Consider the following 21,171-nt stretch of genomic DNA (forward strand, 5'->3'; position numbering starts at 1 on the left):
GGGAGCGCAACATGATTTCCAACATCGGCATCAAAATGTCGAAATGTGCGGGAAATATGCGAAGTTAAGCGCGGGATTTCCTATTTCCCGCGGTCAGTTGTCGCCGTCGAAATGGACCCGGTTGGCCAGGATCACCGCCTGCGTCCGGCTGAAGACGTTGAGCTTCTGCAGGATCGCGGAGACATGTGCCTTGACCGTGGTCATCGACACGCTCAGGTCATGGGCGATCTGCTTGTTCAGCCGGCCATGGACCAGATGGGTCAGCACGATCCGCTGCTGCGGCGTCAGGCTGCCGATCCGGGTCAGGATATCCGCCTCCTCGGCGCTTTCCTGCGGCGCCTCATCGATCGCGTCGGGCATGTAGATTTCGCCTGACACCACCCGGTGCAGCGCATCGACGATGGCGCTGCGCTTCATCGACTTGGGGATGAAGCCGGCCGCGCCGGCGCCCAGCGCCTCGCGCACGATTCCCCGGTCGAACGCGCCCGACACCATCACCACGGGCAGGATCGGGTGGCGACTGCGCAGCAGTTTCAGGCCATCGAGCCGCTTCACGTCGGGGATATTGAGGTCGAGCAGCACCAGGTCGAAATTGGACTGTTTCTCCAGCGTCGCCAGCGCTTCCTCCAGGCTGGCCGCCTCGAAAATCTCGCACCCGTCGAAACTGACCGCGATCACGCTGCGCAGCCCGTCACGCACCAGCGGGTGATCGTCGACGATCAGCACCCTTTCCATCATCGCGTCATTATCTTCGACCTGCATGTCCGCCCCCTGGCCATGATGATGGATCATAGGCGGGGGCGCGGCAAATTGCCCGCGATTTCCGCCGTGCATATTCTGTCCGCGCCCCATGACGATCATCGTCCTCGCCTCCTTATTTGGCCAGCTTGAACACCCAGAGCGAACCGCCCTGATTGATGTCCTTGAAGGACTTGGCCACTTCGCCGCCCCACAGCGGCACTGCGCCGCCCCAGCCGGACATGACGGCGACATATTGCTCTCCATCCTGCTCCCAGGTGACCGGCGATCCGACCACGCCCGACCCGGTCTGGAACTTCCACAATTCCTTGCCGGTCTTGGCGTCGAAGGCCTTCAGATAGCCTTCGGGCGTGCCGGTGAAGACCAGGTTGCCGGCGGTGGACAGCACGCCGCCCCACAGCGGCGCCTTGTTCTTATATTCCCACACGATCTTGCCGGTCTTGGGGTCCATTGCCCGCAGCGCGCCGATATGATCCTCGGCGATCGGCTTGATGGTGAAGCCCGCGCCCAGATAGGCGGCGCCCTTCTTGTAGGCGATCGGCTCGTTCCAGATGTCCATGCCCCAGTCGTTGGACGGGATGTAGAACAGGCCGGTGTCCTTGCTATAGGCCATCGGCATCCAGTTCTTGCCGCCCAGGAAACTGGGCGAGGAGAAGACGGTGCTGCCCTTCTCGGTCGCGCTCGGCGCACCGGGGCGACCGGCCGGGATCACGATCGGCTTGCCATTCTTGTCATAGCCGCTGGCCCAGGTCGTCTGCATGACGAAGCGGTTGGCGCTGACGAACTTGCCGTTGGTCCGGTCCAGCACGAAGAAATAGCCGTTGCGGTCCGCCTTGGCGCCCAGCTTCATCGGCTTGCCGTTGATCGTCGCGTCGAACGGGATGAACTCGTTGACCCCGTCGAAATCCCAGCCGTCATGCGGGGTGGTCTGGTAATGCCATTTGATCACGCCGGTTTCGGGATCGATCGCCAGCGTCGATGCGGTGTAGAGATTGTCGCCGGGCCGCAAATGGCTGTTCCAGGGGGCCGGGTTGCCGGTGCCGAAATAGAGAAGATTGGTTTCCGGGTCATAGGTGCCACCCAGCCAGGTCGCGCCACCGCCGGTCTTGTAGAGATCGCCCTGCCAGGTCGCATTGAGCTTGCCGGTGATGCCATTATCCTTGCCGCGCAAGGTGCCCATGTTTCCTTCGATCACCGGGCGGTGCCAGATCAACTCGCCGGTATCGACGTCACGGGCCTCGACTGCGCCGACGATGCCGAACTCGCCGCCCGAATTGCCGGTGATGACCATGCCCTTGACGATCAGCGGCGCGGCGGTCGCGCTGTAGCCGGCCTTGTAGTCGGCGATCTGCTTGTTCCACACCACCTTGCCGGTATGGCGATTGAGCGCCACCAGCCGCGCGTCGAGCGTGGCGAATATGATCTTGTCACCATGGATCGCGGCGCCACGATTGACGACGTCGCAGCAGGGCATGATGTCGTCGGGCAGGCGGGCATTATATTCCCATTTCTCCTCGCCGGTGCGGGAGTCGAAGGCATAGAGCCGCGAATAGGAACCGGTGACATAGATGGTGCCGTCATAGACCAGAGGCTGGGCCTCCTGGCCGCGCTGCTTCTCGCCGCCCAGCGACGAGGCGAAGGCGGGGACCAGCTTGCTGACGGTGTCGGTGTTGATCTGGTTGAGCGTGCTGAAACGCTGCGCCTGCGGTCCCATGCCATAGGTCAGCACGTCACCGGTCGATGCGGCATCGTTCATCAGGTCGGCATCGGTCGGCCCGCCTGCCGTATCGGCCGCCAGCAGTGGCGCGGTCCCGGCCACCAGCGCGATCGCGGCTGCCCCCAGGAACGAACGCGTGAAACGTCCCGTCATAGTCATCCTCCCTTGTTTTCCGGCGTGATCAACGCCGTCGATGCAGCACCTTATGAGGCACGGCGGCCGTGCCAATTGGACCTTGGGTCGCCGGATCAGCCCGCCGCGACGGCCGGCGCATAGGCGACGCCATGGCGCTCGAAGATCGCCTTCAGTGCGCCCGATTGCGTCATGTCGGCCAGGATGGTCTCGACCGCATCGCCCAGGTTCCGGCTATTCTCCTTCACCGCCATGCCGATGTCCCATCCCGCCGAGGTGAAGGCGGGCAGGGGGCTGGTGCGGCGGACGATGTTGGTGGCGCCGCTGTCGTGCAGCACCGCCTCGATCTGCGCCCGGCTGGCGAGCGCGCCATCGGCCCGGCCATCGGTCAGCGCGGTGACGGCTTCCGTCCCGCCGGGGAAATGGACGACATCCCTGGCCAATATGCCGCCGAATGTGCCGATCAGGTAGAAATCGGGAATGGAATCGATCTCGACCGCCAGCCGCTTGCCGCGATATTGGGTCGGCGGCGCGTTGACGTCGATCTCGCCTTTGACCGCCGCAAACTGGAAGCTTTCGCGATAATAAGGCGCGATGATGGCGACCTGATCGTTGCGTGCGGCGAAAGTCCGGTCGAACGGCACATGCAGCATGATGTCGGCCGGCTGGAAGCCCAGCAGGCCGCCTTTCCAAACGCCGTTGCGCAAGTCGTCGTCGGCGCTTTCGTCCGCGACCAGTTCGGCAATGTCGGCGCGTACGCCCAGTCCCTTGGCCAGCGCCTGGGCCAGATCGACGTCGATCCCGGTCAGCTTGCCGTCCTTGCGCCAGGACCAGGGACGGTTGTCCTTATAGACTGCGACCCGAAGGACACCCAATTCCATGACCTTGCCGAGCGGCGCGGCCTTTGCGGCCTGCCCGCCCGAAATACAGCCAACCAGCGCGGCGGCCGCCGCGCTACTCAAGAAGGCGCGGCGATCCATCGCGGTCACTCCTGATGCTTGGTTTCGAGCCAGGCGCGGATCGCCCATCCGGCCTTCTGTCCCAGCACGTCGCCGAAGGGCGGCATATAGACCTTGCCGTCATGGCTGGAGCCATGCTGGTAACGCTGGATGAACCATTCATCGCCGCTGTCACCGACTTCCAGATAGCGCAGGTCCGGCGCGATGCCGCCGCTTTCCGCGTCCAGCCCGTGGCAGCGCGCGCAATTCTGGCCATAGGCGGATTCGCCGATCTTGGCCGCCGTGGCATTGCCGCGATAGGGATTATGCTGCACCCAGTCGGCGCCAATTTCGGGCAGGGCCGATGTGTCGACCGCCTGCGGCGTGACATTGCCATGTGCCATCAGTGCCGATGTGATCGATGCGCCCGCCAGGCAGGCCGCGCCGAACAATGCGATCCGTCCGTAATTCCTCATCCCAAACCCTCGTCTGTGCCGCGTGCCTGTGCTGGCCGCATGTCGTCCCTGTCGCTGACGACTGTAGGGGAGGGCGGGGACGGCCCCCATTGGCCATTGGTACAATCCCGCCGCGACGGGCCGGGGGCTAATCCGCTATCAGGCCAAAAGGACGAGAGGATGCGGGCATGATGAAGGGCGTGATTGCGGGGCTTGCGCTGGCGGTGGCGATCCCGTCCGTCCGGGCCGAGACGCTCTATGTCTCCAACGAACGCGGCAACAGCATCAGCGTCATCGATGCCGCCACGATGCAGGCGGTCGCGACCTGGTCGGTGGGCGGACGGCCGCGCGGCATCACCCTCACCAAGGACGGCAAATATATCCTGCTCTGCGCCAGCAACGATCATGCGGTGCAGATGATCGACCGCGCGACCGGCAAGCTCGTCGCCGACCTGCCTTCTGGCCAGGATCCCGAGCAATTCTTCCTGTCGCGCGATGGCCGGACCTTGTTCGTCGCCAATGAGGATAATGCCGCGCTGACCGCGATCGACCTCGACAGCCGCAAGGTCGCCTTCCAGGTCGATGTCGGCAAGGAGCCCGAGGGCGTCGCGCAAAGCCCCGACGGCAAATGGGTGGTGGTGACTTCGGAGGATGACGGCGTCGTCAACTGGATCGACTTGGCGAGCAAGACGATGGTCGATGCGACCGAGACCGACCAGCGCCCGCGCCATGTGGAATTTACCACCGATGGCAAGGAACTGTGGATCGCGGCGGAGATGGGCGGCACGGTGCAGATCGCCGATCCGGCCACGCGCAAGATCGTCGAGACGCTGCATTTCGCCATTCCCGGCGTGCAGGATTATCAGCTATTGCCCTGCGGCATCCGTTTCACGCCGGACGGCAAGACGGCGGTCGTGGCGCTCGGCCGTGCCAATCATGTCGCGCTGGTCGATGTCGCCACCCGCAAGGTTCGCGCTTATGTGCCGGTCGGCAAGCGGGTCTGGCATGTCGCGATCAGCCCGGACGGCGCGCGCGCCTATGCCGCCAATGGCCTTTCGGACAATGTCTCGGTGATCGACCTGGCCGCCGGCAAGGTCGTCGGCACGGTGGCGGTCGGCGCCGGGCCGTGGGGCATCGCGGTCGCGCCCTGACCAAAAGTATAGCGAGGCGCGCGCGAGGAGGACGAGAACCAAAGTCCAATTTCGGCCGCCATCGCCGCCGCCCACTCTTCCCGACAGCCGGCACGACCGGCGCACAAGAGGGAGGATGAGATGGCACGGGGAACATTCCTCGGCAGCGCCGCCATGGCGTTGCTGTTCGTCGCAGGGGCAACGCCGGCGAGCGCCGGGACGACGAGCGAACTGCTGAAAAGGCTGCATGAAAAGGGGATCCTCACCGACGAGGAATATGCCCAGCTGGCGAAGGAAGATGCTGCGGCGCCGGCCCCTGCCGCCGCGCCCGCCGCCTCGGATGGCAAGCCCGTGGTCCGCGTCGCCGACAGCGGCGTCGGCTTCGAGGTGGGCGACGTCACGGTCAAGATTTCCGGATCGGTCAATGGTTTCTACACCCATGAAAATGGCCAGGCGGCCGGGCCGAATACCGATGTCGTCGGCGGCGTGGTGCCGGTCGGCGGCAATAGTTCGGCGATCCGCAACGGCCTGTTGCCCGGCTATCTGAAGTTTGATGTCACGACCAACCAGGGCGGCTGGGACGTCGGCGCCCATTTCGGCATGTATCCCGGCATCAACAGCGCGGATTATTCCGTTGGCGGCGGCGCCAATGCCGGCGGCCGGCCGGTGGCGCTGCAGACCGCCGGCATCGATTTCCGCCAGACCTACATGACCATCGGCCGTTCCGGCCTGGGCGAATTCAAGCTGGGCCGCGACATCGGCCTGTTCGGCTCGGAAGGCATATTGAACGACATCACTTTGCTATCGGTCGGGTCGAGCGGCGGCAATGTCGCGCCGTCCAACACCTCGCTCGGCCGCATCGGCATCGGCTATATCTACACCGATTTCCAGCCGCAGATCACGTACACCTCACCCAGCCTGTCGGGCTTCCAGGTCTCGGTCGGCGTCTTCCAGCCGCTCGAATCTCTGACGGGACCGGGTGAAAGCAACAAGTCGCCCGGCTTCCAGGGCAAGATCGTCTATGACGGCAAGTTTGGCGACTTCTCGGCCCGCGCCTGGCTGTCGGGCATTACTCAGCGGCATAATCGCGTCGACGGCATTTCCTATACCGGCAGCGGCTTCGATACCGGCGCCAAGATCGGCTATGGCCCGTTCGTCCTCACCGGCTATTATTATAATGGCTCGGGGCTGGGCACGACGGCGCTCAACCTGTTCGACACCGATGCCGCCGGCAACAAGCGCGACAGCGACGGCTTCTATCTTCAGGGGCTGGCGACCTTCGGCAAATTCTCGGTCGGCGGCAGCTATGGCGAGAGCAATCTCCATTATGCCAATGCCGCCGATGCGCTCGCCAACCCGACGCTGATCCGCAAGAACAGCAGCTGGGTGGGGCAGGGCCGTTATGGCCTGACCAGCTGGGTGACGCTGATCGGCGAATATATCCACAGCACCTCCAAGGCGCATAATGGCAATGAGGCGCAGGGCGACACGATCGCCGCGGGCGCCATCCTCTTCTTCTGAGCGGAAGAAGGGCCATCGGCCCAAAGGCCAATGTTCCGGCAAGGGGTGGCATCCTATCGAAGGGATGCCGCCCCTTCGCATGACGGGGCGGCAGGGGAGGATATATGCGCAGAACAAAATGGCTCGCGCTCGGCATGGCAATGGCGCCCTTCGCGGCGCAGGCGGAAACACCCGATGGTGCTGGCGAAGCGATGGCCGCCGCGTCGATCATCGTCACCGGCACGGGCCTCGCCCTGCCGCCGGGGACGCCGGCCTATGGCTCTGTGGTGATCGACCGGGATCGGCTTGAGGATGCGGCATCGGGGCGGATCGAGAGCGTGCTGGCCGATGTCGCGGGTTTCCAGCAGTTCCGCCGCTCTGACAGCCGCGCGTCCAACCCCTCGAACCAGGGCGCCACGCTGCGCGCGCTGGGCGGCAATGCGTCGAGCCGGACCCTGGTGCTGCTCGACGGCGTGCCGGTGGCCGATCCCTTCTTCGGCTATATCCCCTTCTCGGCTTTGGTGCCCGACCGGCTGGCGCTGGTGCGGGTGACGCGCGGCGGCGGGAGTGGCGCGTTCGGGGCCGGCGCGGTTGCCGGGACGATCGAACTGGCCAGCGCCACCCGCGACCAGATGCCGGTGTTTGGCGCCAGCGCCTTTTATGGCAGCAGGGATGCGACCGAATTGTCCGCCAGCATCGCGCCGGATCTGGGCAGCGGTTACGTGTCGCTGTCCGGTCGCTGGGATCGAGGCGACGGCTTCCAGACCACGCCGAAGGACCAGCGCGTTGCCGCCACCGTGCCCGCCGCCTATGACAGCTGGTCGACCAATCTGCGCGCCGTAGCACCGATCGACGCGACCTCGGAAATCCAGTTTCGCGGCACCCTGTTCCAGGATAACCGCACGCTGCGCTTTGCCGGTGCCGACAGCATGAGCCAGGGCCAGGATGCCAGCATCCGCTATATCAGCCGCGGCCGCTGGCAGGTCGATGCGCTCGCCTATCTCCAGGCGCGCAACTTCTCCAACATCGTCATTTCCTCCACCAGCTTCCGCAAGTCGCTCGACCAGCGTAACACCCCCTCGACCGGGATCGGCGGCAAGATCGAGCTGCGCCCGCCGGTCGGCGAGGAGCATGTGCTGCGCATCGGCGTGGATACCCGCTTTGCCACCGGCGACATGTATGAGGATGCCTATAATGCCGGCCTTGCCAGCAACCCGCTGACATCGCGCCGCCATGCCGGTGGCGACCAGATCACGTCCGGCATCTTCGCAGAGGATGACTGGACGATTGGAAATCTTGTCCTGACCGGTGGCATACGCGCCGATCGCTGGTCGATCCGCAATGGCTTCTACAAGGCGGTCAGTGCAGCCGGCCTGGTGACGCAGGACAGCAGCTACGCCAACCGATCCGACTGGGAATTTTCAGGCCGGGTAGGCGCGCTCTATCATGTCAGCGATGCGGTGGCGCTGCGCGGCGCGGCCTATAGCGGCTTCCGTTTGCCGACGCTCAATGAGCTCTATCGCCCCTTCGTCGTCTTCCCGATCACCACCCAGGCCAATGCGGCATTGAAGCCCGAGAAGCTCAAGGGCGTGGAAGGTGGCATCGATCTGACCCCGGCATCGGGCGTGCAGCTGTCTGCCACGCTCTTCTACAACCGGCTCGACGATGCGATCGCCAATGTCACCATCGCCACCAACACCCGCAAGCGGCAGAATGTGAACGCGATCGTGGCCAAGGGCGTGGAACTGACCGCCAGCGCGCAATTGCCGGCGAATTTCTCGCTGCTCGCTTCCTATGCCTATAGCCACAGCAGGGTCGATGCGCCGGGCATGGCCTTCGACGGCTTCGCGCCGGCGCAGGTGCCGCGTCACTCGGCCAGCGCGACGCTGGCCTGGGCGCCCAAGGCCGGGCCGGAGCTGTCGGCGACGCTGCGCTACACGGCCAAGCAATATGAGGATGATCTGCAGAGCGATGTGCTGCCCGATGCGCTGACGCTCGACGCCCTCGCCCGGCTGCCGATCGGCCATGGCATCAGCCTGGTCGCGCGCGGCGAGAATCTGTTCGACGAGGATGTCGTCACCCGCAATGCCGGCGGATCCATCGACCTGGGCACACCCAGGACGCTCTGGATCGGCGTGCGGTTCGGCCAATGAAGGGAGCCATCATGTCCGAAGACCTGTTTCCGATACCTGCCGACTGGGCGGCCCATGCCCGCATGAACCAGACGGCGCGCGCTGCCGATTATCGCCGCTCGCTCAATGACGGCGATGCCTATTGGCTGGAGCAGGCGCAGCGGCTGGACTGGATCACGCCGCCGACCCGCGCGTCGGACAGCAGCTTCGATGAAGCGGATTTCGGCATCCAGTGGTTCGCCGACGGCGCGCTTAACGTGTCGGCCAATTGTCTCGACCGGCATCTGGCCGAGCGGGGCGATGTCACCGCGATCCTCTGGGAACCCGATGATCCGGCGGAAGCGTCGCGCAGCCTGACCTATCGCGAACTCCATGCCGAGGTCTGCCGCTTCGCCAATGTGCTGAAGGACGCCGGCGCGCGCCGGGGCGACCGCATCACCATCTATATGCCGATGATCCCGGAGGCGGCGGTGGCGCTGCTCGCCTGTGCGCGGATCGGCGCGATCCACAGCGTCGTGTTCGGCGGCTTTTCGCCCGAGGCGCTGGCAGGCCGCATCACCGATTGCGATTCCAGCATCGTCGTCACCGCCGACGAGGGCCGACGTGGCGGCAAGCGGGTGCCGCTCAAGGCCAATGTCGATGCGGCGCTGGCGCTGGACCATTGTACCAGCGTGCGCCGCGTATTGGTGGTTCGCGCGACCGGCGGGGCGGTGGCGATGCAGCCGGGCCGCGACAGCTGGTATGACGAGGCGATGGCCGGCGTCGCGCCCGATTGCCCGGCCGAGGTGATGAACGCGGAAGACCCGCTGTTCCTGCTCTATACCTCCGGCTCCACCGGCAAGCCCAAGGGCGTGGTCCATTCGAGCGGCGGCTATCTGCTCTGGGCCAGCCTCACCCATGCGCTCTGCTTCGACTATCGGCCCGGTGACGTCTGGTGGTGCGCGGCCGATGTCGGCTGGGTCACGGGGCACAGCTATATCGTCTATGGCCCGCTGGCTAATGGCGCGACGACCCTGATGTATGAAGGCCTGCCAAGCTGGCCGACGCCGAGCCGCATCTGGGAGGTGGTCGACCGGCATCAGGTCCACACCCTTTTCACCGCGCCGACCGTGCTGCGCGCGCTGATGAAGGAGGGCGACCATTATGTCGCGAAGACCAGCCGCGCGTCGCTCCAATTGCTGGGCAGCGTCGGCGAGCCGATCAACCCGGAGGCCTGGCGCTGGTATCATGGCGTCGCGGGCGAGGGGCGCTGCCCGATCATCGATACATGGTGGCAGACCGAGACCGGCGGCGCGATGATCGCGCCGATGCCGGGCGCTACTGACCTCAAGCCCGGCAGCGCGACCTTCCCCATGCCGGGCGTGGAGGCGCAGATCGTCGATGGCGATGGCGTGGTGCAGCAGGGGGCGAGCGAGGGCAATCTGGTGATCGCCCGGTCCTGGCCCGGCCAGATGCGCACCGTCTGGAATGATCATGAGCGCTTCTTCCAGACCTATTTCACCACTTTCCCCGGCAAATATACCACCGGCGACGGCGCACGGCGGGACGAGGACGGCTATTACTGGATCACGGGCCGGGTCGACGACGTCATCAATGTGTCGGGGCATCGCATGGGCACGGCCGAGGTCGAGAGCGCGCTGGTCTTGCATGCGACCGTGGCGGAGGCGGCTGTTGTCGGCATGCCGCACGACATCAAGGGGCAGGGCATCTATGCCTATGTCACGCTGAATGTGGGCGAGGAGCCGAGCGACGAGTTGCGCCGAACCCTGACCCAATGGGTGCGCAGCGAGATCGGGCCGATTGCCACGCCCGACGTGATCCAGTTCGCGCCGGGTCTGCCCAAGACTCGATCGGGCAAGATCATGCGCCGCATCTTGCGCAAGATCGCCGAGGGGGAGGTGTCGGCCCAGGCGCTGGGCGATGTCAGTACGCTGGCCGACCCGAGCGTGGTTGCGGACCTGGTGCGCAGTCGCGCCGGGGTTGCCGCCTGATTTTCGCATGCGACCCAAGGTATAATGGAGGCGATGGCCAGCCCTCCCTAGCGTTCTTTCCATAAACAGAGATGGGAGAGGAATATGCGGGGCAGGGGCTGGCTTTGCGCGGGTCTGGCGGGCGTGGCGCTGATGCCGGCATTGGCGCAGGCCGAGGAACTGGAGGCTGGGCCCGCACAGACGATCATCGTCACGGCGCCGGGCGGGGCGATCGATGTCGATGATGCGCTGTCCATCTCCGGCCGGGATATCGGCGTCGGCGGCACGCCCGATCTGCTCGGCGCACTGACCCGCAATATTGCCGCCATCACGCTGCAGGACGCGCAGAATAATCCCTGGCAGCCCAATCTTCTCTATCGCGGCTTTGTCGCCTCGCCGCTGCAGGGGCAGGCGCAGGGGCTGGCCGTCTATATGGACGGCGCCCGTTTCAACCAGCCGTTCGGCGATACGGTCCAGTTCGACCTGATCCCCGAGGCGGCGATCCGCAAGCTGAGCCTGCTCGACGCCAGCCCGGTCTATGGCCTTAATGCGCTGGGCGGGGCGATCCTGCTGGAGACGAAGGACGGGCGCAGCGATCCGGGGCTGGAGGCGAGCGCGACCGGCGGCCGTTTCGGCTATGCCGAGGCGAGCATCGCCGGCGGCTTTGCGCGCGGCAATTTCAGCGCATTCGGCGCCTTCCAATATAGCCATGACGATGGCTGGCGCGATCATAGCCCTTCGCATCTCTATAATGGCTATGCCGACCTTGGCTTCGATACCGAGAAGGGCGGGCTGCACATGAAGCTGGTCGGGGCAAAGACCGACCTGACCGGCAATGGCGTGTCGCCGGTCGAGCTGCTGGCGGCGGACCGGCGCGCCGTCTTCACCTGGCCCGACAATAGTCGCAGCAGCTATGGCCGGATCAGCCTGCACCCCTGGGTCGCGCTGTCCGACACGACCCGGATCGAAGGGACGCTCTATGCCCAGCGGCTGACCTTGCGCACGGTCAATGGCGATGCTGCCGATATCGAGGGGTGCGAGGAGGAAGAGGCGGCCGGTCTGCTGTGCCTGGAGACGGTGGGGGGCGATGATGACGATGAGGTGCAGTCGGTCCTGACCGATGCGAACGGCAATGCCATTGCCGATAGCCTGGGCGGCGAGGGCTATGGTGTGCTCAACCGGGGGCGGACGCGGACCGATGCGATGGGTGCGCTGGTGCAACTGATCGATGATCGCGCGCTGATGGGCGGCACCAATCATTTTGCGATCGGCATGAGTTACGACACGAGCCGCACCCGGTTCGACACAGCGACCGAACTGGGCGCGATGACGGAGGAGCGCAGCGTCGAGGGGCTGGGATCGATCATCGTCCAGCCGGACGGTGCGATCGCGCCGGTCGGGCTGGTCGCCCATACCGATTATTGGGGCGTCTTCGTGCAGGACCGGCTGCCGCTGGCGCCGGGGCTGACGGCGGAACTGGGGCTGCGCTGGAACCATGCGCGGATCGAACTGGTCGACCAGATCGGCACGGCGCTGAACGGGCGGCATCGGTTCCAGCGACTCAATCCCGGCGCGGAACTGGACTATCGGGTTTCGGACGGGCTGTCGCTGCGGGCCGGCTATGCCGAGACCAACCGCGCGCCGACCCCGGCCGAACTGTCCTGCGCCGACGAGAATGCGCCGTGCAGCCTCACCAATTTCTTCATCGCCGATCCGCCGCTCAAGCAGGTGGTGGCGAAAAGCTGGGAGGCGGGCGGTTCGGGCCGCTTCGCCGTCGGGGGATGGACCGCCGACTGGCTGGTTTCCGCCTATCGCACCGGCAATCATGACGACATCCAATATATCGCGTCGGACATTCGCGGCCGGGCCTATTTCCAGAATATCGGCAAGACCCGGCGCCAGGGCGTCGAAGCGTCGGTCAAGGCGGCGCGGGGCGGTTTCAGTGCGGGCCTGAGCTATGCCTTCACCGATGCGACCTATCGCAGCGCGCTGGAGCTGAGCAGCCCGGCCAACCCCGAAGCGAATGACGACGGCACGATCGATGTTGGCAAGGGCGATCGCCTGCCCGGCATCCCGCGTCATAGCGCCACCTTGACGCTGGATTATGCTGGCACCTTGGGCGGCCAGCGCCGTTGGTCGGTCGGTGGCGACCTGATCGCCCGGTCGGGCCAATATCTGGTCGGCGACGAGGCGAACCAGAATGCCAAGGTGCCGGGTTATCTGATCGCCAATATCCGCGCCGGCATCGACATCATCCCCGGCGTCACCCTGTTCGGCGAGGTCCGCAACCTGTTCGACCGCCATTATGCGACCTTCGGCACCTTTACCGAGGTGGATGAGATCGAACTGGACGAGGCGCCGGGTGCGAGCGATCCGAGAGCCTATGGCGCGGGGGCGCCGCGCCGCTGGTATGCCGGGGTGAAGGCGTCATTCTGAAGCATGGCGGCGCCCGCGATCGGGCGCGCGTCTGCCGAAGTTCACAGTGTAAACGGCCTATCGGGGCTGTTTGCGCCTGTCGCGCACCTGCGACGTGTCGGTAACGCGCCTGTCCCGCGCCGAGGGTGGCGGGGAGTGGGGCATTGAAGCGCGTCGCCCTTGCGCCTGTTGCGCTATCGTGACGCAACAGGCGCGCGCCGTATAGGCGTGCGGCACGCGTCGGGTGGGCTGGCAGGCTCAGTCGCCGTCGCATCGTAGAGGATAGATCAGAAAAGCAGTGTGTAGGACAGCGGGACGGCCGGTTGTCCACCCCGCTGCGACTAACGCGCTGCGCGCGCAAGTCGCGCCGCCCCTCCCGCTTGCGGGAGGGGCGTGACAGAAAGCCATCCAGTTCGACTTTTTACCCCTCCGGCAGGTCCACCCTGGGCAGAAGTTCCGCTTCCAGCGCGGGATAGAGGTGCGAGACGCTGCGCTGGAGTTCGTAGCGGGCGGCCGCCATGGTGGCGAAGCGGTCGGGGATGGGGAGGGTGCCGGCCTCCACCATGTCGAGGCCGGACCGCACGGCGGTGCGCAGCGTTGCGTCGAGCCAGTCGAGCCAGTCGCGGGTCTGGGCGATGGCGCGGGTGCCGCCGGGATCGAACGGGCCATGGCCGGGGATGGCCGCCTTGTGCGGCAATCTGGCGAGCGCATCCAGACTTTCGCGCCAGCGGCCAAGGTTTGCGGTCGGGGTGCTGGGTGCGCGGTCGAGGAAGAGCAGGTCGCCGGCGATCAGCGTGCCGGTGCGTTCGTCCAACAAGGCGAGATCGGCATTGCTGTGGCCGGCGAGTGGCAGCAGTTGCAGGCGGCGGCCGCCGAAATCCTCCGCCGGCTGGTCGATCCGCCGGCCCGGCAGGGCAAGGTCGGTGCCGCGCATCCAGTCACCCAGCAGGCGATAGAGAGCATCTGAAAAGCCGCGTCCGTCCCGTTCCATGTCGGTGATGGTACCGGGCAGGGCGGCGACGATGGCGGGATCGAAGGCAGCGATGCCCATGCCGTGGTCGGGATGGAGATGGGTGACATAGACTCGCACGACCGGCTGGCCGGTCAGCGTCTCCGCCACTTTCCTGAGCATGTGGCCATAGCGGATCGAGGGGCCAGCATCGACCAGCAGCGTGCCGGTCGGGGTGGCGATGATCACGATATTGGCGATCGCCCCGCCATTGGCGAAGAGCATCGGTTCGTCGGCGCCATGGATCATCCACAGGCCGTCGGCGACCGGCTGGGGATCGATGCGATAGTCATCGGTTGCGGCCCCGGTCAGCAGCGGGAGGGCGCCGGTCATGCCGACCAGCGCCTGTCGGCGGCTGAGCATCATCGGCCGGTCGCGCCCGTGGCACCGGGCAGGGGGGACTGGCGGGCGACCGTCACCTTGGCGAGATAGGCGCGGCCATTGGTGTCGCGCGCGGCGATGGAGAGCGTGTCGCCGGGATGGGCGCGGGGCATCAGGGTGATGGCGGGGTCTTCGGCGACGGCGGCCCATATCTCCATCTCGCCGAGCAGTCGCCCGTCGGGGCCGGTCACGCGCATCTGTTCGATATGATAGGTCGGGATATTGGCGACGAAGCCGGTGTCCATCGGATGGCGGAAGGTAACGCGCAGCCGGCTGGCGCCATCGGCCATCGGCCAGGCTTCGCCCCGCATTTCGCCCAGATGCTGGGCCCAATCGCCCTTCACCCGGCTGACCGGCGGAGCCGAGCAGCCGCCGCCCGCGGCATCGACCCAGCCGCCGCTGACCAGCCATTGGCCGTCCGCCAGTTGCACCGCGCCGCGCACCGGGGTGCGCTGGTCGAGCTTGATGCGGGTGGCGACATAGGGTTCGGCACCCTCGGGGCGATAATCGATGGCGATCGGGATGGGATTGAGATCGGCCAGGATCAGCATGCGCCTGACCGGACCGAGGCCCGGACCGAGGCCGCGGGCGTCGAGCGAGACCGGGAAGCTGCGCTGATTTTCCGCGATCTGCGGATAATCGACCTTCACGCGCGGATCGAACCGGACCGGATCGTCGCCGAAGATGGTCTGCGCATGGGCGGTCCACATCGGCGAGTGCAGCGGATCGGCGGGATAGGGCGCGCGGGCAGGCGCGATGCTGCCGATCGCCAGCAGGCAGGACATGGCCATGGCTGTCAGGGTCTTGCGCCTGTTCATCCTCTTCTCCCAAAGTCCATGCCTAGCGCCGGGAAGAACCGGCTACCATTGCACCTTGGGTCGTGCGGCCTGGGAGAGAAGCGGATGCGGGCGAGGATCGGGCTGATGGCGCTGCTGCTGGTGCCTGGCGTGACGCAGGCGCAGGAGGCGGGGCTGTTCGATGCGGAGGGCTATCGCATTGCCCATTATCGTGGGCCGGTGCATCGCCCGCCCGAGGGGGTGGGCAGGATCGCGCCGGCCGCGATCGCCGGGCTGCGGCCGGATGTCGACATGATCCTGATCGACGTGCTGCCGGCCGAGGGCGGCCATCGCGCGGCGGACGGACGCTGGCAGCTGGCGCAGCTGCATGAGAGCATCCCCGGCGCCCACTGGTTTCCCGAAAGCGGGCGGGGCGCGCCGATGCCGGATATCGCCGACTGGTTCGCGCGCGGGGTTGCGCGGCTGACCGGGGGGAAGCGCAACCGGATGATCGTCACCTTCTGCCGCGCGGATTGCTGGATGGGCTGGAATGCGGCGCGACGGCTGCGGGCGCTGGGCTATCGCAATATCTGGTGGCTGGCCGAGGGGACCGATGGCTGGCGCGACCTGGGGCGCGATCTGAGCCCCGTCCGGCCGGCGGGCCGATAGGACCAAAGGTCAATTGTCTGGCCCCCGTTTTTGGGCATGTTGCACGCTAACGGGGTAGTTTAAACCATTGATTTTCGGGAGAGAGTAAATGCTTCATCGTTCGGCGCTGGCGATCATCGGCGGCCTGGCCATGGCCAGTGCGATGCCGGCCGCGGCCAAGGACATCACCGTCCATATGAAGAACAAGGGCGCCGATGGCGCGATGGTGTTCGAGCCGTCCTTCGTGAAGGCGGCGCCGGGCGACGTGATCCATTTCCAGCCGACCGACCCCAGCCATAATGCCGAGACCATCTCCACCATGTTGCCGGCCGGCGCGACCCCGATGAAGGGGGCGATGAACAAGGAGGCGGTGCTGACCGTCAGCAAGCCGGGCCTCTATGGCATCAAGTGCATGCCTCATTATTCGATGGGAATGGTGGCGCTGGTGCAGGTGGGCAAGCCGACGGCGGCCGATGTGACGGCGGCCAAGGCGGTCAAGCTGCCGCCCTTCGCCGCCAAGCGGATGAATGCAGCGCTTGCCCAGGTGAAATAAGCGCGGGCCAATCCCGCAAGCAGGCAGGCCGGTCATCCACCAGGATGGCCGGCCTGTTTCCTGTCATTCGTAGCGGAGTGCGTGGATCGGGTTGGTGCGCGCGACGCGGAAGCTGTGCGCGCCAATGGTCAGGATCGCGATCAGTAGCGCCAGCCCGCCCGCCAGCAGGAAGGGCAGGGGCGTCAGCGCGATGCGGGAGTCGAAGCCGTTGAGCCAGTCGCGCATCACCCACCAGGCGACCGGCCAAGCGATGAGGTTGGCGATCAGCACCGGGCGAGTGAACTGCCAGACCAGCAGTTGCACGATCTTCCCCGTGCTGGCGCCCAGCACCTTGCGGATGCCGATTTCCTTGGTCCGGCGCTGTGCGGTGAAGGCGGAGAGGCCGAACAGGCCAAGGCAGCCGACGATCACCGCCAGCAGGGCGAAGGCGGCGAAGGCCTGCGCCCGTGCTTCCTCGGCATGATAGACTTCGCGCACGATGTCGTCGCTGAACCGGGCGGTGAAGGGCACTTCGGGGGCGAGCCGCTTCCACACGCTTTCGATCCGCGCCAGCACCGTCGCCGGATTGCCATGATAGCGGATCAGCATTTCGTTATGATTGTCGCGATCGAAGAGGAAGAAGATCGGGTCCATCGGATCGCGGATCGAGCGGAAGCGCGAATCCTGGACGACGCCGATGATGGTGATGGGCACGCTGCCGCCAAATTCGTCGCGCACCAGGCCGCCGCGCACCTGCTTGCCGATCGCGTCCTGCGGTGAGGCAAATCCCAAGCGCTTGACCGCCAGTTCGTTGACCACGGTATTGGCGCCGCGCGCGGCAAAGGCCCGCTCGGCCTCCGGAACCTCCGGGAAGGGACGGGTGATGTCGTCGATCGGCCGGTTGATGTCGAAGCTCCGACCGGCAAGCAGCTTGATGCCCATCGTGTCGAAGAATTTGGTGTCGACCTGATAGATGCCCATGCTGATCGGCTCTTCACGGCCGGGCACGAGGATACCGCTATTGGTGTTGTTGGTGGTGCTGATGCCGATATTGGTGCGGCCGACCGAGGTCACGCCGTCGACCTTCTCGATTTCCCGCACCATCGTGTCGAGCACCGGGTCGAGCTGGCGGCGGCTGATGCCCGAAATCTGGATCAGCCCCTCGCGCTTGTAGCCGGGATCGGAATTGCGGGCGTAGAGGGTCTGGGCATAGACCACCGCCGTGCAGATGATGAGGCCGATCGACACGGCGAACTGGGCGACGACCAGTGCGCTGCGCAGCCGGCCCGATCCTTCCGCATCGGCGGCCGACTTGTTGGCCTTGAGCACGCGGGCGGGCTGGAAGCGGGACAGGTAGAAGGCGGGATAGGCGCCGCCGGCCACGCCGACCAGCAGCACCAGGCCGATGATCGGCAGGATGAGGCCGCCGCTGCCGAAATAATGGAGGCTGAGGTCCGCGTCGAGGAAGCGGCTGACCAGCGGCAGCAGCAATTCGGTCAGCGCCAGCGCGACCAGCATCGCCACCGCCGAGACCAGGATGGATTCGCCGATGAATTGCAGCACCAGCTGGCGGCGATTGGCGCCCAGCACCTTGCGCAGCGCAACTTCCCGCGCGCGCTGGCTGGCGCGGGCGGTGGCGAGATTGACGAAATTGACGCAGGCCATGCCCAGGATGAGCAGCGCGACGATGGCGAAGGTGATGATCGAGCCGCGATCATTGCCCGGCGTCATCGATCCGTTCTGGGCCCGGCCGAGATGGACGTCGCGGACATTGACCAGGGCGAAGTTCATGTCGTCGCCCTGGTTGAAGCGACGGCCGCCGAAAAACTGGTCGGGGATGTTGCGCTTTTCCCATTGCGGCAGCTGGGCGTTGATCGCCTTGACGTCGGCGCCGGGCTTCAGCCGGACATAGATCCAGCCCGACTGCCAGCCATATTGGCTGAGGAAATCGGGCGTCTGCGCCCAGTAGCTGGGCGGATCATAGCGGGCGAGCATGGTGAGCTTGAGGTGCGAGGCCTTGGGCAGATCCTTGAGCACGCCATTGACGCGATAGTCGGTCGAGATGCCGCGCGAGATGAGTGTCAGCGTCTGGCCCATCGGGTCTTCGCTGCCGAAGCGGCGCTTCGCCTCGCTGTCGGTCAGCACCATGTCGCCGGGCTTGGCCAGCGCGGTGCGCGGATCGCCCTTCACCAGCGGCAGGTCGAGCACGTCGAACACCGGGCCGTCGACGAATTTCATCTCGTCCACTTCGGTCGCGACGCCTTTGCGCAGCGCGACCGGCCCGGCCGAAAGCAGATGGACGGACGCCGCGATCTGCGGGAAATCCTTCCGCAGCGCCGCCTGCGCGACATAGGGCGCCATCTGCAGGTTGTTTTCGCGGCCGCCATGCGGATCGGTATAATAGGTCTGGAACTGGAAGGTCCGGTCCGCCTGCGGCATCCAGGCGTCGAAGGTCAGTTCATTGCGGACGAACAGCAGGATGATGAGGCAGGCCGCCATGCCGGTCGCCAGCCCCAATATGTTGATCGCCGCATAGGTGCGGCTCTTGAGCAGCGACCGCAGGCCGACCGTCAGATAATTGCGCCACATGGGAAGTCTCTCCGTCTTGGGCTATCAGGCGGCGCGGCGCCGTTCCTGCAGGATGCGGCCGTCCAGCATGTGGACGACGCGGCTGGCATAGTCGGCATGGGCGGGCGAGTGGGTGACCATGACGATGGTCGATCCTTCGGCGTTGAGCGTCTGGAGCATTTTCATCACTTCCTCGCCATGGCTGGTGTCGAGATTGCCGGTCGGTTCGTCGGCCAGGATCAGGCGCGGTTCGGATACCAGCGCGCGGGCGACGGCGACGCGCTGCTGCTGGCCGCCCGACAGCTGGCTGGGGCGGTGGCGGGCGCGATGGGCGATGCCGACCCGGTCCATCACCGCCTCCACCTTCGCCTTGCGCTCGGCGGCGGGCATGGCGTGATAGAGCAGGGCGAGTTCGATATTCTCGGCCACGCTCAACTCGTCGATCAGGTTGAAGCTCTGGAAGATGAAGCCCAGATGGGTCTTGCGGATGCCCGCCAGCCTGGGTTCGGGCAGGCCCGCAATCTCGGTGTCGCCAAAGCGGTAGGAGCCGGTCGACGGGCTGTCGAGCATGCCGATCATGTTCAGCAGGGTCGACTTGCCGCAGCCCGACGGGCCCATGATCGCGACAAATTCGCCCTGGAAGATGTCGAGGTCGATTGCGTCGAGCGCGGTGGTTTCGACCATGTCGGTGCGATAGACGCGGCTGAGTTCACGCAGGCTGAGCAACGCTTGGGTCATGTCTTTGCCTTTCACTTCTTTTCGAGGACCAGCCGATCCTTGTCGGCAAACCCGGTATAGGGGGATGTGAGCACCTGCTCGCCGGGCTCCAGCCCGTCGAGAATCTCGATATAGTCGGCGTTGCGCCGGCCCAGGCGCACGGCGCGCTTCACCGCCTCGCCGCCGTCGGGCGTCACCACGAACACCCAGCTGCCGCCGGTGTCATTGTAGAAACTGCCATTTGGGATGAGGCGCGCGCGCACCGGATCGCCCAGCGTCAGCTTGGCCTGGAGCGTCTGGCCGCGCTGGATCTGGGGCGGTTCGCCGTCGAGGAATTGCAGGTCGATCTCGAACTGGCCGTTGCGCACGGTCGGATAGATTTTCGCGACCTTCATCCGGTAGCTCTTGCCGTTCCAGTCGACCGTCGCGGTCTGGCCAAGCTGGACGCGGGGCAGATAGAATTCGTCGATCCCGGCGACCAGCTTGTTGCGGCCGGGGCTGTCGATCTGGCCGAGCCGCTCGCCGCGCGCCATCGACTGGCCGACCTGGATCGAGAAGGCGGAGACGGTGCCGGCGACCGGCGCGCGCAGGTTGAGCGCCTCCAGGCTGGCGCGGGCGACGCCGAGGCTGGACTGGAGGGTTTCGGCCGAGGCGCGCAACTGGGCGAGCTGGCTGGTCTGGAGCCGCTCGTCGGTCTGCTGGGTGCGGGCGAGGACGGCCCGGCGATCGCGCTGATAGCTGAGGTCGTCGCGCGTGTCGGCAAAGGTCCGGCCGGCGACGAAGCCGCGTGCGGCCAGCGGCGCTTCCCGCTCATATTGGCGCTGCGCCTTTTTGAGGTCGAGATCGGCCTCCAGCATGGCGCGATTGTTGGTGAGCCGGTTCTGCGACAGCGCCAGTTCCTGGCTGCGCATGGAATTGAGCTGCTGCGTCACTTCGGTCTGGCGGGCGAGGACCGACAGTTGCAGTTCGGCGTTGGACAGGCGGGCGAGCAACTGGCCCTTCTGGACGGTGGCGCCATCCTCGACCAGCACCTCTTCGACCCGGCCGCCCTCGATCGCGTCGAGATAGACGGTGATGAGCGGGGTGACGCGGGCGCGCAGCGGCAGGAAATCGTCGAACCGGCCCTGGCTGACGGTGGAGACGACGATGCGGTCGGCCGGCAGGGTCTGGCTGTTGCTGCTGGGCATATAATACCAGGCGGTGCCGAGCAGCGCGATCGCGCCGGCGGCGCCCAGTGCGATCTTCGCGCGCAGCGGCAGGGTCTTGCGCGCCACGACCCGGTCCATCGCGCCGCCACTGCTCGGCGCGGCGGTCCGCGGCGTTTCGCTGGGCATGCTGACGACGCTCATGCGCGGCGGCTCCATTGTCCGATTCCGAACATTGCTTGTCCGA

Annotated in this window: 16 protein-coding genes; 7 read left to right on the forward strand and 9 right to left on the reverse strand. The window is 66.0% G+C overall.

Going from position 1 to position 21,171, the window contains the following annotated elements; all coding sequences use genetic code 11:
* Positions 1–93: 93 nt before the first annotated feature.
* The 4 genes from N6H05_RS09230 to pedF form a co-directional block, all read right to left on the reverse strand.
* On the reverse strand, positions 94–861 hold the full coding sequence (locus N6H05_RS09230) for a response regulator (protein WP_284113586.1): 768 nt from the start codon (positions 859–861) through the stop codon (positions 94–96).
* A gap of 13 nt (positions 862–874) precedes the next feature.
* Positions 875–2,629, reverse strand: coding sequence for a methanol/ethanol family PQQ-dependent dehydrogenase (locus tag N6H05_RS09235; RefSeq protein ID WP_284113587.1), 1,755 nt, complete (start codon positions 2,627–2,629; stop codon positions 875–877).
* A 95-nt stretch (positions 2,630–2,724) separates the two neighbouring features.
* Positions 2,725–3,588: a substrate-binding periplasmic protein gene (locus N6H05_RS09240; RefSeq protein ID WP_284113588.1), complete on the reverse strand. Its 864-nt coding sequence runs from the start codon at positions 3,586–3,588 to the stop codon at positions 2,725–2,727.
* Between the two features lie 5 nt (positions 3,589–3,593).
* Positions 3,594–4,022, reverse strand: coding sequence for a cytochrome c-550 PedF (pedF, locus tag N6H05_RS09245; protein ID WP_004208341.1), 429 nt, complete (start codon positions 4,020–4,022; stop codon positions 3,594–3,596).
* 167 nt (positions 4,023–4,189) lie between these two features.
* Here pedF and N6H05_RS09250 point away from each other — a divergent pair, with 167 nt between their 5' ends.
* From N6H05_RS09250 to N6H05_RS09270, 5 genes are all read left to right on the forward strand, one after another.
* Positions 4,190–5,152, forward strand: a complete 963-nt coding sequence (locus N6H05_RS09250) for a PQQ-dependent catabolism-associated beta-propeller protein (protein WP_284113589.1) — start codon at positions 4,190–4,192, stop codon at positions 5,150–5,152.
* A 120-nt stretch (positions 5,153–5,272) separates the two neighbouring features.
* Positions 5,273–6,652 (forward strand): porin, encoded by a 1,380-nt coding sequence (locus N6H05_RS09255; protein ID WP_284113590.1) that lies wholly within the window; start codon positions 5,273–5,275, stop codon positions 6,650–6,652.
* 104 nt (positions 6,653–6,756) lie between these two features.
* On the forward strand, positions 6,757–8,784 hold the full coding sequence (locus N6H05_RS09260; protein ID WP_284113591.1) for a TonB-dependent receptor: 2,028 nt from the start codon (positions 6,757–6,759) through the stop codon (positions 8,782–8,784).
* An 11-nt stretch (positions 8,785–8,795) separates the two neighbouring features.
* Positions 8,796–10,754, forward strand: a complete 1,959-nt coding sequence (gene acs / locus N6H05_RS09265) for an acetate--CoA ligase (protein WP_284113593.1) — start codon at positions 8,796–8,798, stop codon at positions 10,752–10,754.
* Between the two features lie 84 nt (positions 10,755–10,838).
* Complete coding sequence (locus tag N6H05_RS09270; protein ID WP_284113594.1) at positions 10,839–13,169, forward strand: TonB-dependent receptor; 2,331 nt, start codon at positions 10,839–10,841, stop codon at positions 13,167–13,169.
* 400 nt (positions 13,170–13,569) lie between these two features.
* Here the strand turns inward: N6H05_RS09270 and N6H05_RS09275 are convergent, their stop codons facing one another.
* Together N6H05_RS09275 and N6H05_RS09280 are read right to left on the reverse strand one after the other, a co-directional pair.
* Complete coding sequence (locus tag N6H05_RS09275) at positions 13,570–14,523, reverse strand: quinoprotein relay system zinc metallohydrolase 1 (RefSeq protein ID WP_284113595.1); 954 nt, start codon at positions 14,521–14,523, stop codon at positions 13,570–13,572.
* Positions 14,520–15,356: a quinoprotein dehydrogenase-associated SoxYZ-like carrier gene (locus N6H05_RS09280; RefSeq protein ID WP_284113596.1), complete on the reverse strand. Its 837-nt coding sequence runs from the start codon at positions 15,354–15,356 to the stop codon at positions 14,520–14,522. The genes N6H05_RS09275 and N6H05_RS09280 overlap by 4 nt, the downstream gene beginning before the upstream one ends.
* 84 nt (positions 15,357–15,440) lie before the next feature.
* Between N6H05_RS09280 and N6H05_RS09285 the strand changes: the two genes are divergently transcribed.
* Both N6H05_RS09285 and N6H05_RS09290 read left to right on the forward strand, forming a co-directional pair.
* The gene (locus N6H05_RS09285) at positions 15,441–15,983 is read left to right on the forward strand and encodes a rhodanese-like domain-containing protein (RefSeq protein ID WP_284113597.1); all 543 of its coding nucleotides are present in this window, start codon (positions 15,441–15,443) and stop codon (positions 15,981–15,983) included.
* Positions 15,984–16,071: 88 nt separating this feature from the next.
* Positions 16,072–16,515 carry a pseudoazurin gene (locus N6H05_RS09290; protein ID WP_017501382.1) on the forward strand — a complete coding sequence of 148 codons (444 nt, stop codon included), beginning with the start codon at positions 16,072–16,074 and terminating at the stop codon, positions 16,513–16,515.
* 63 nt (positions 16,516–16,578) lie between these two features.
* Here the strand turns inward: N6H05_RS09290 and N6H05_RS09295 are convergent, their stop codons facing one another.
* From N6H05_RS09295 to N6H05_RS09305, 3 genes are read right to left on the reverse strand one after another with little or no spacing between them, the layout of a single operon-like run.
* Complete coding sequence (locus N6H05_RS09295) at positions 16,579–19,083, reverse strand: FtsX-like permease family protein (RefSeq protein ID WP_284113598.1); 2,505 nt, start codon at positions 19,081–19,083, stop codon at positions 16,579–16,581.
* A gap of 24 nt (positions 19,084–19,107) precedes the next feature.
* A complete protein-coding gene (locus tag N6H05_RS09300) occupies positions 19,108–19,800 on the reverse strand; it encodes an ABC transporter ATP-binding protein (protein WP_284113599.1) in 693 nt (230 codons plus the stop codon).
* An 11-nt stretch (positions 19,801–19,811) separates the two neighbouring features.
* Positions 19,812–21,128, reverse strand: coding sequence for an efflux RND transporter periplasmic adaptor subunit (locus tag N6H05_RS09305; protein WP_284113600.1), 1,317 nt, complete (start codon positions 21,126–21,128; stop codon positions 19,812–19,814).
* Positions 21,129–21,171: the final 43 nt, after the last annotated feature.

The organism is Sphingobium sp. WTD-1, from assembly GCF_030128825.1.
Lineage (GTDB): Bacteria > Pseudomonadota > Alphaproteobacteria > Sphingomonadales > Sphingomonadaceae > Sphingobium.

Bases quoted from the DNA above. Each gene is read 5' to 3' on its own strand.
- N6H05_RS09230 (WP_284113586.1), bottom strand. From the start codon at position 861: ATGATCGTCATGGGGCGCGGACAGAATATGCACGGCGGAAATCGCGGG.
- N6H05_RS09235 (WP_284113587.1), bottom strand. From the start codon at position 2,629: ATGACGGGACGTTTCACGCGTTCGTTCCTGGGGGCAGCCGCGATCGCG.
- N6H05_RS09240 (WP_284113588.1), bottom strand. From the start codon at position 3,588: ATGGATCGCCGCGCCTTCTTGAGTAGCGCGGCGGCCGCCGCGCTGGTT.
- pedF (WP_004208341.1), bottom strand. From the start codon at position 4,022: ATGAGGAATTACGGACGGATCGCATTGTTCGGCGCGGCCTGCCTGGCG.
- N6H05_RS09250 (WP_284113589.1), top strand. From the start codon at position 4,190: ATGATGAAGGGCGTGATTGCGGGGCTTGCGCTGGCGGTGGCGATCCCG.
- N6H05_RS09255 (WP_284113590.1), top strand. From the start codon at position 5,273: ATGGCACGGGGAACATTCCTCGGCAGCGCCGCCATGGCGTTGCTGTTC.
- N6H05_RS09260 (WP_284113591.1), top strand. From the start codon at position 6,757: ATGCGCAGAACAAAATGGCTCGCGCTCGGCATGGCAATGGCGCCCTTC.
- acs (WP_284113593.1), top strand. From the start codon at position 8,796: ATGTCCGAAGACCTGTTTCCGATACCTGCCGACTGGGCGGCCCATGCC.
- N6H05_RS09270 (WP_284113594.1), top strand. From the start codon at position 10,839: ATGCGGGGCAGGGGCTGGCTTTGCGCGGGTCTGGCGGGCGTGGCGCTG.
- N6H05_RS09275 (WP_284113595.1), bottom strand. From the start codon at position 14,523: ATGATGCTCAGCCGCCGACAGGCGCTGGTCGGCATGACCGGCGCCCTC.
- N6H05_RS09280 (WP_284113596.1), bottom strand. From the start codon at position 15,356: ATGAACAGGCGCAAGACCCTGACAGCCATGGCCATGTCCTGCCTGCTG.
- N6H05_RS09285 (WP_284113597.1), top strand. From the start codon at position 15,441: ATGCGGGCGAGGATCGGGCTGATGGCGCTGCTGCTGGTGCCTGGCGTG.
- N6H05_RS09290 (WP_017501382.1), top strand. From the start codon at position 16,072: ATGCTTCATCGTTCGGCGCTGGCGATCATCGGCGGCCTGGCCATGGCC.
- N6H05_RS09295 (WP_284113598.1), bottom strand. From the start codon at position 19,083: ATGTGGCGCAATTATCTGACGGTCGGCCTGCGGTCGCTGCTCAAGAGC.
- N6H05_RS09300 (WP_284113599.1), bottom strand. From the start codon at position 19,800: ATGACCCAAGCGTTGCTCAGCCTGCGTGAACTCAGCCGCGTCTATCGC.
- N6H05_RS09305 (WP_284113600.1), bottom strand. From the start codon at position 21,128: ATGAGCGTCGTCAGCATGCCCAGCGAAACGCCGCGGACCGCCGCGCCG.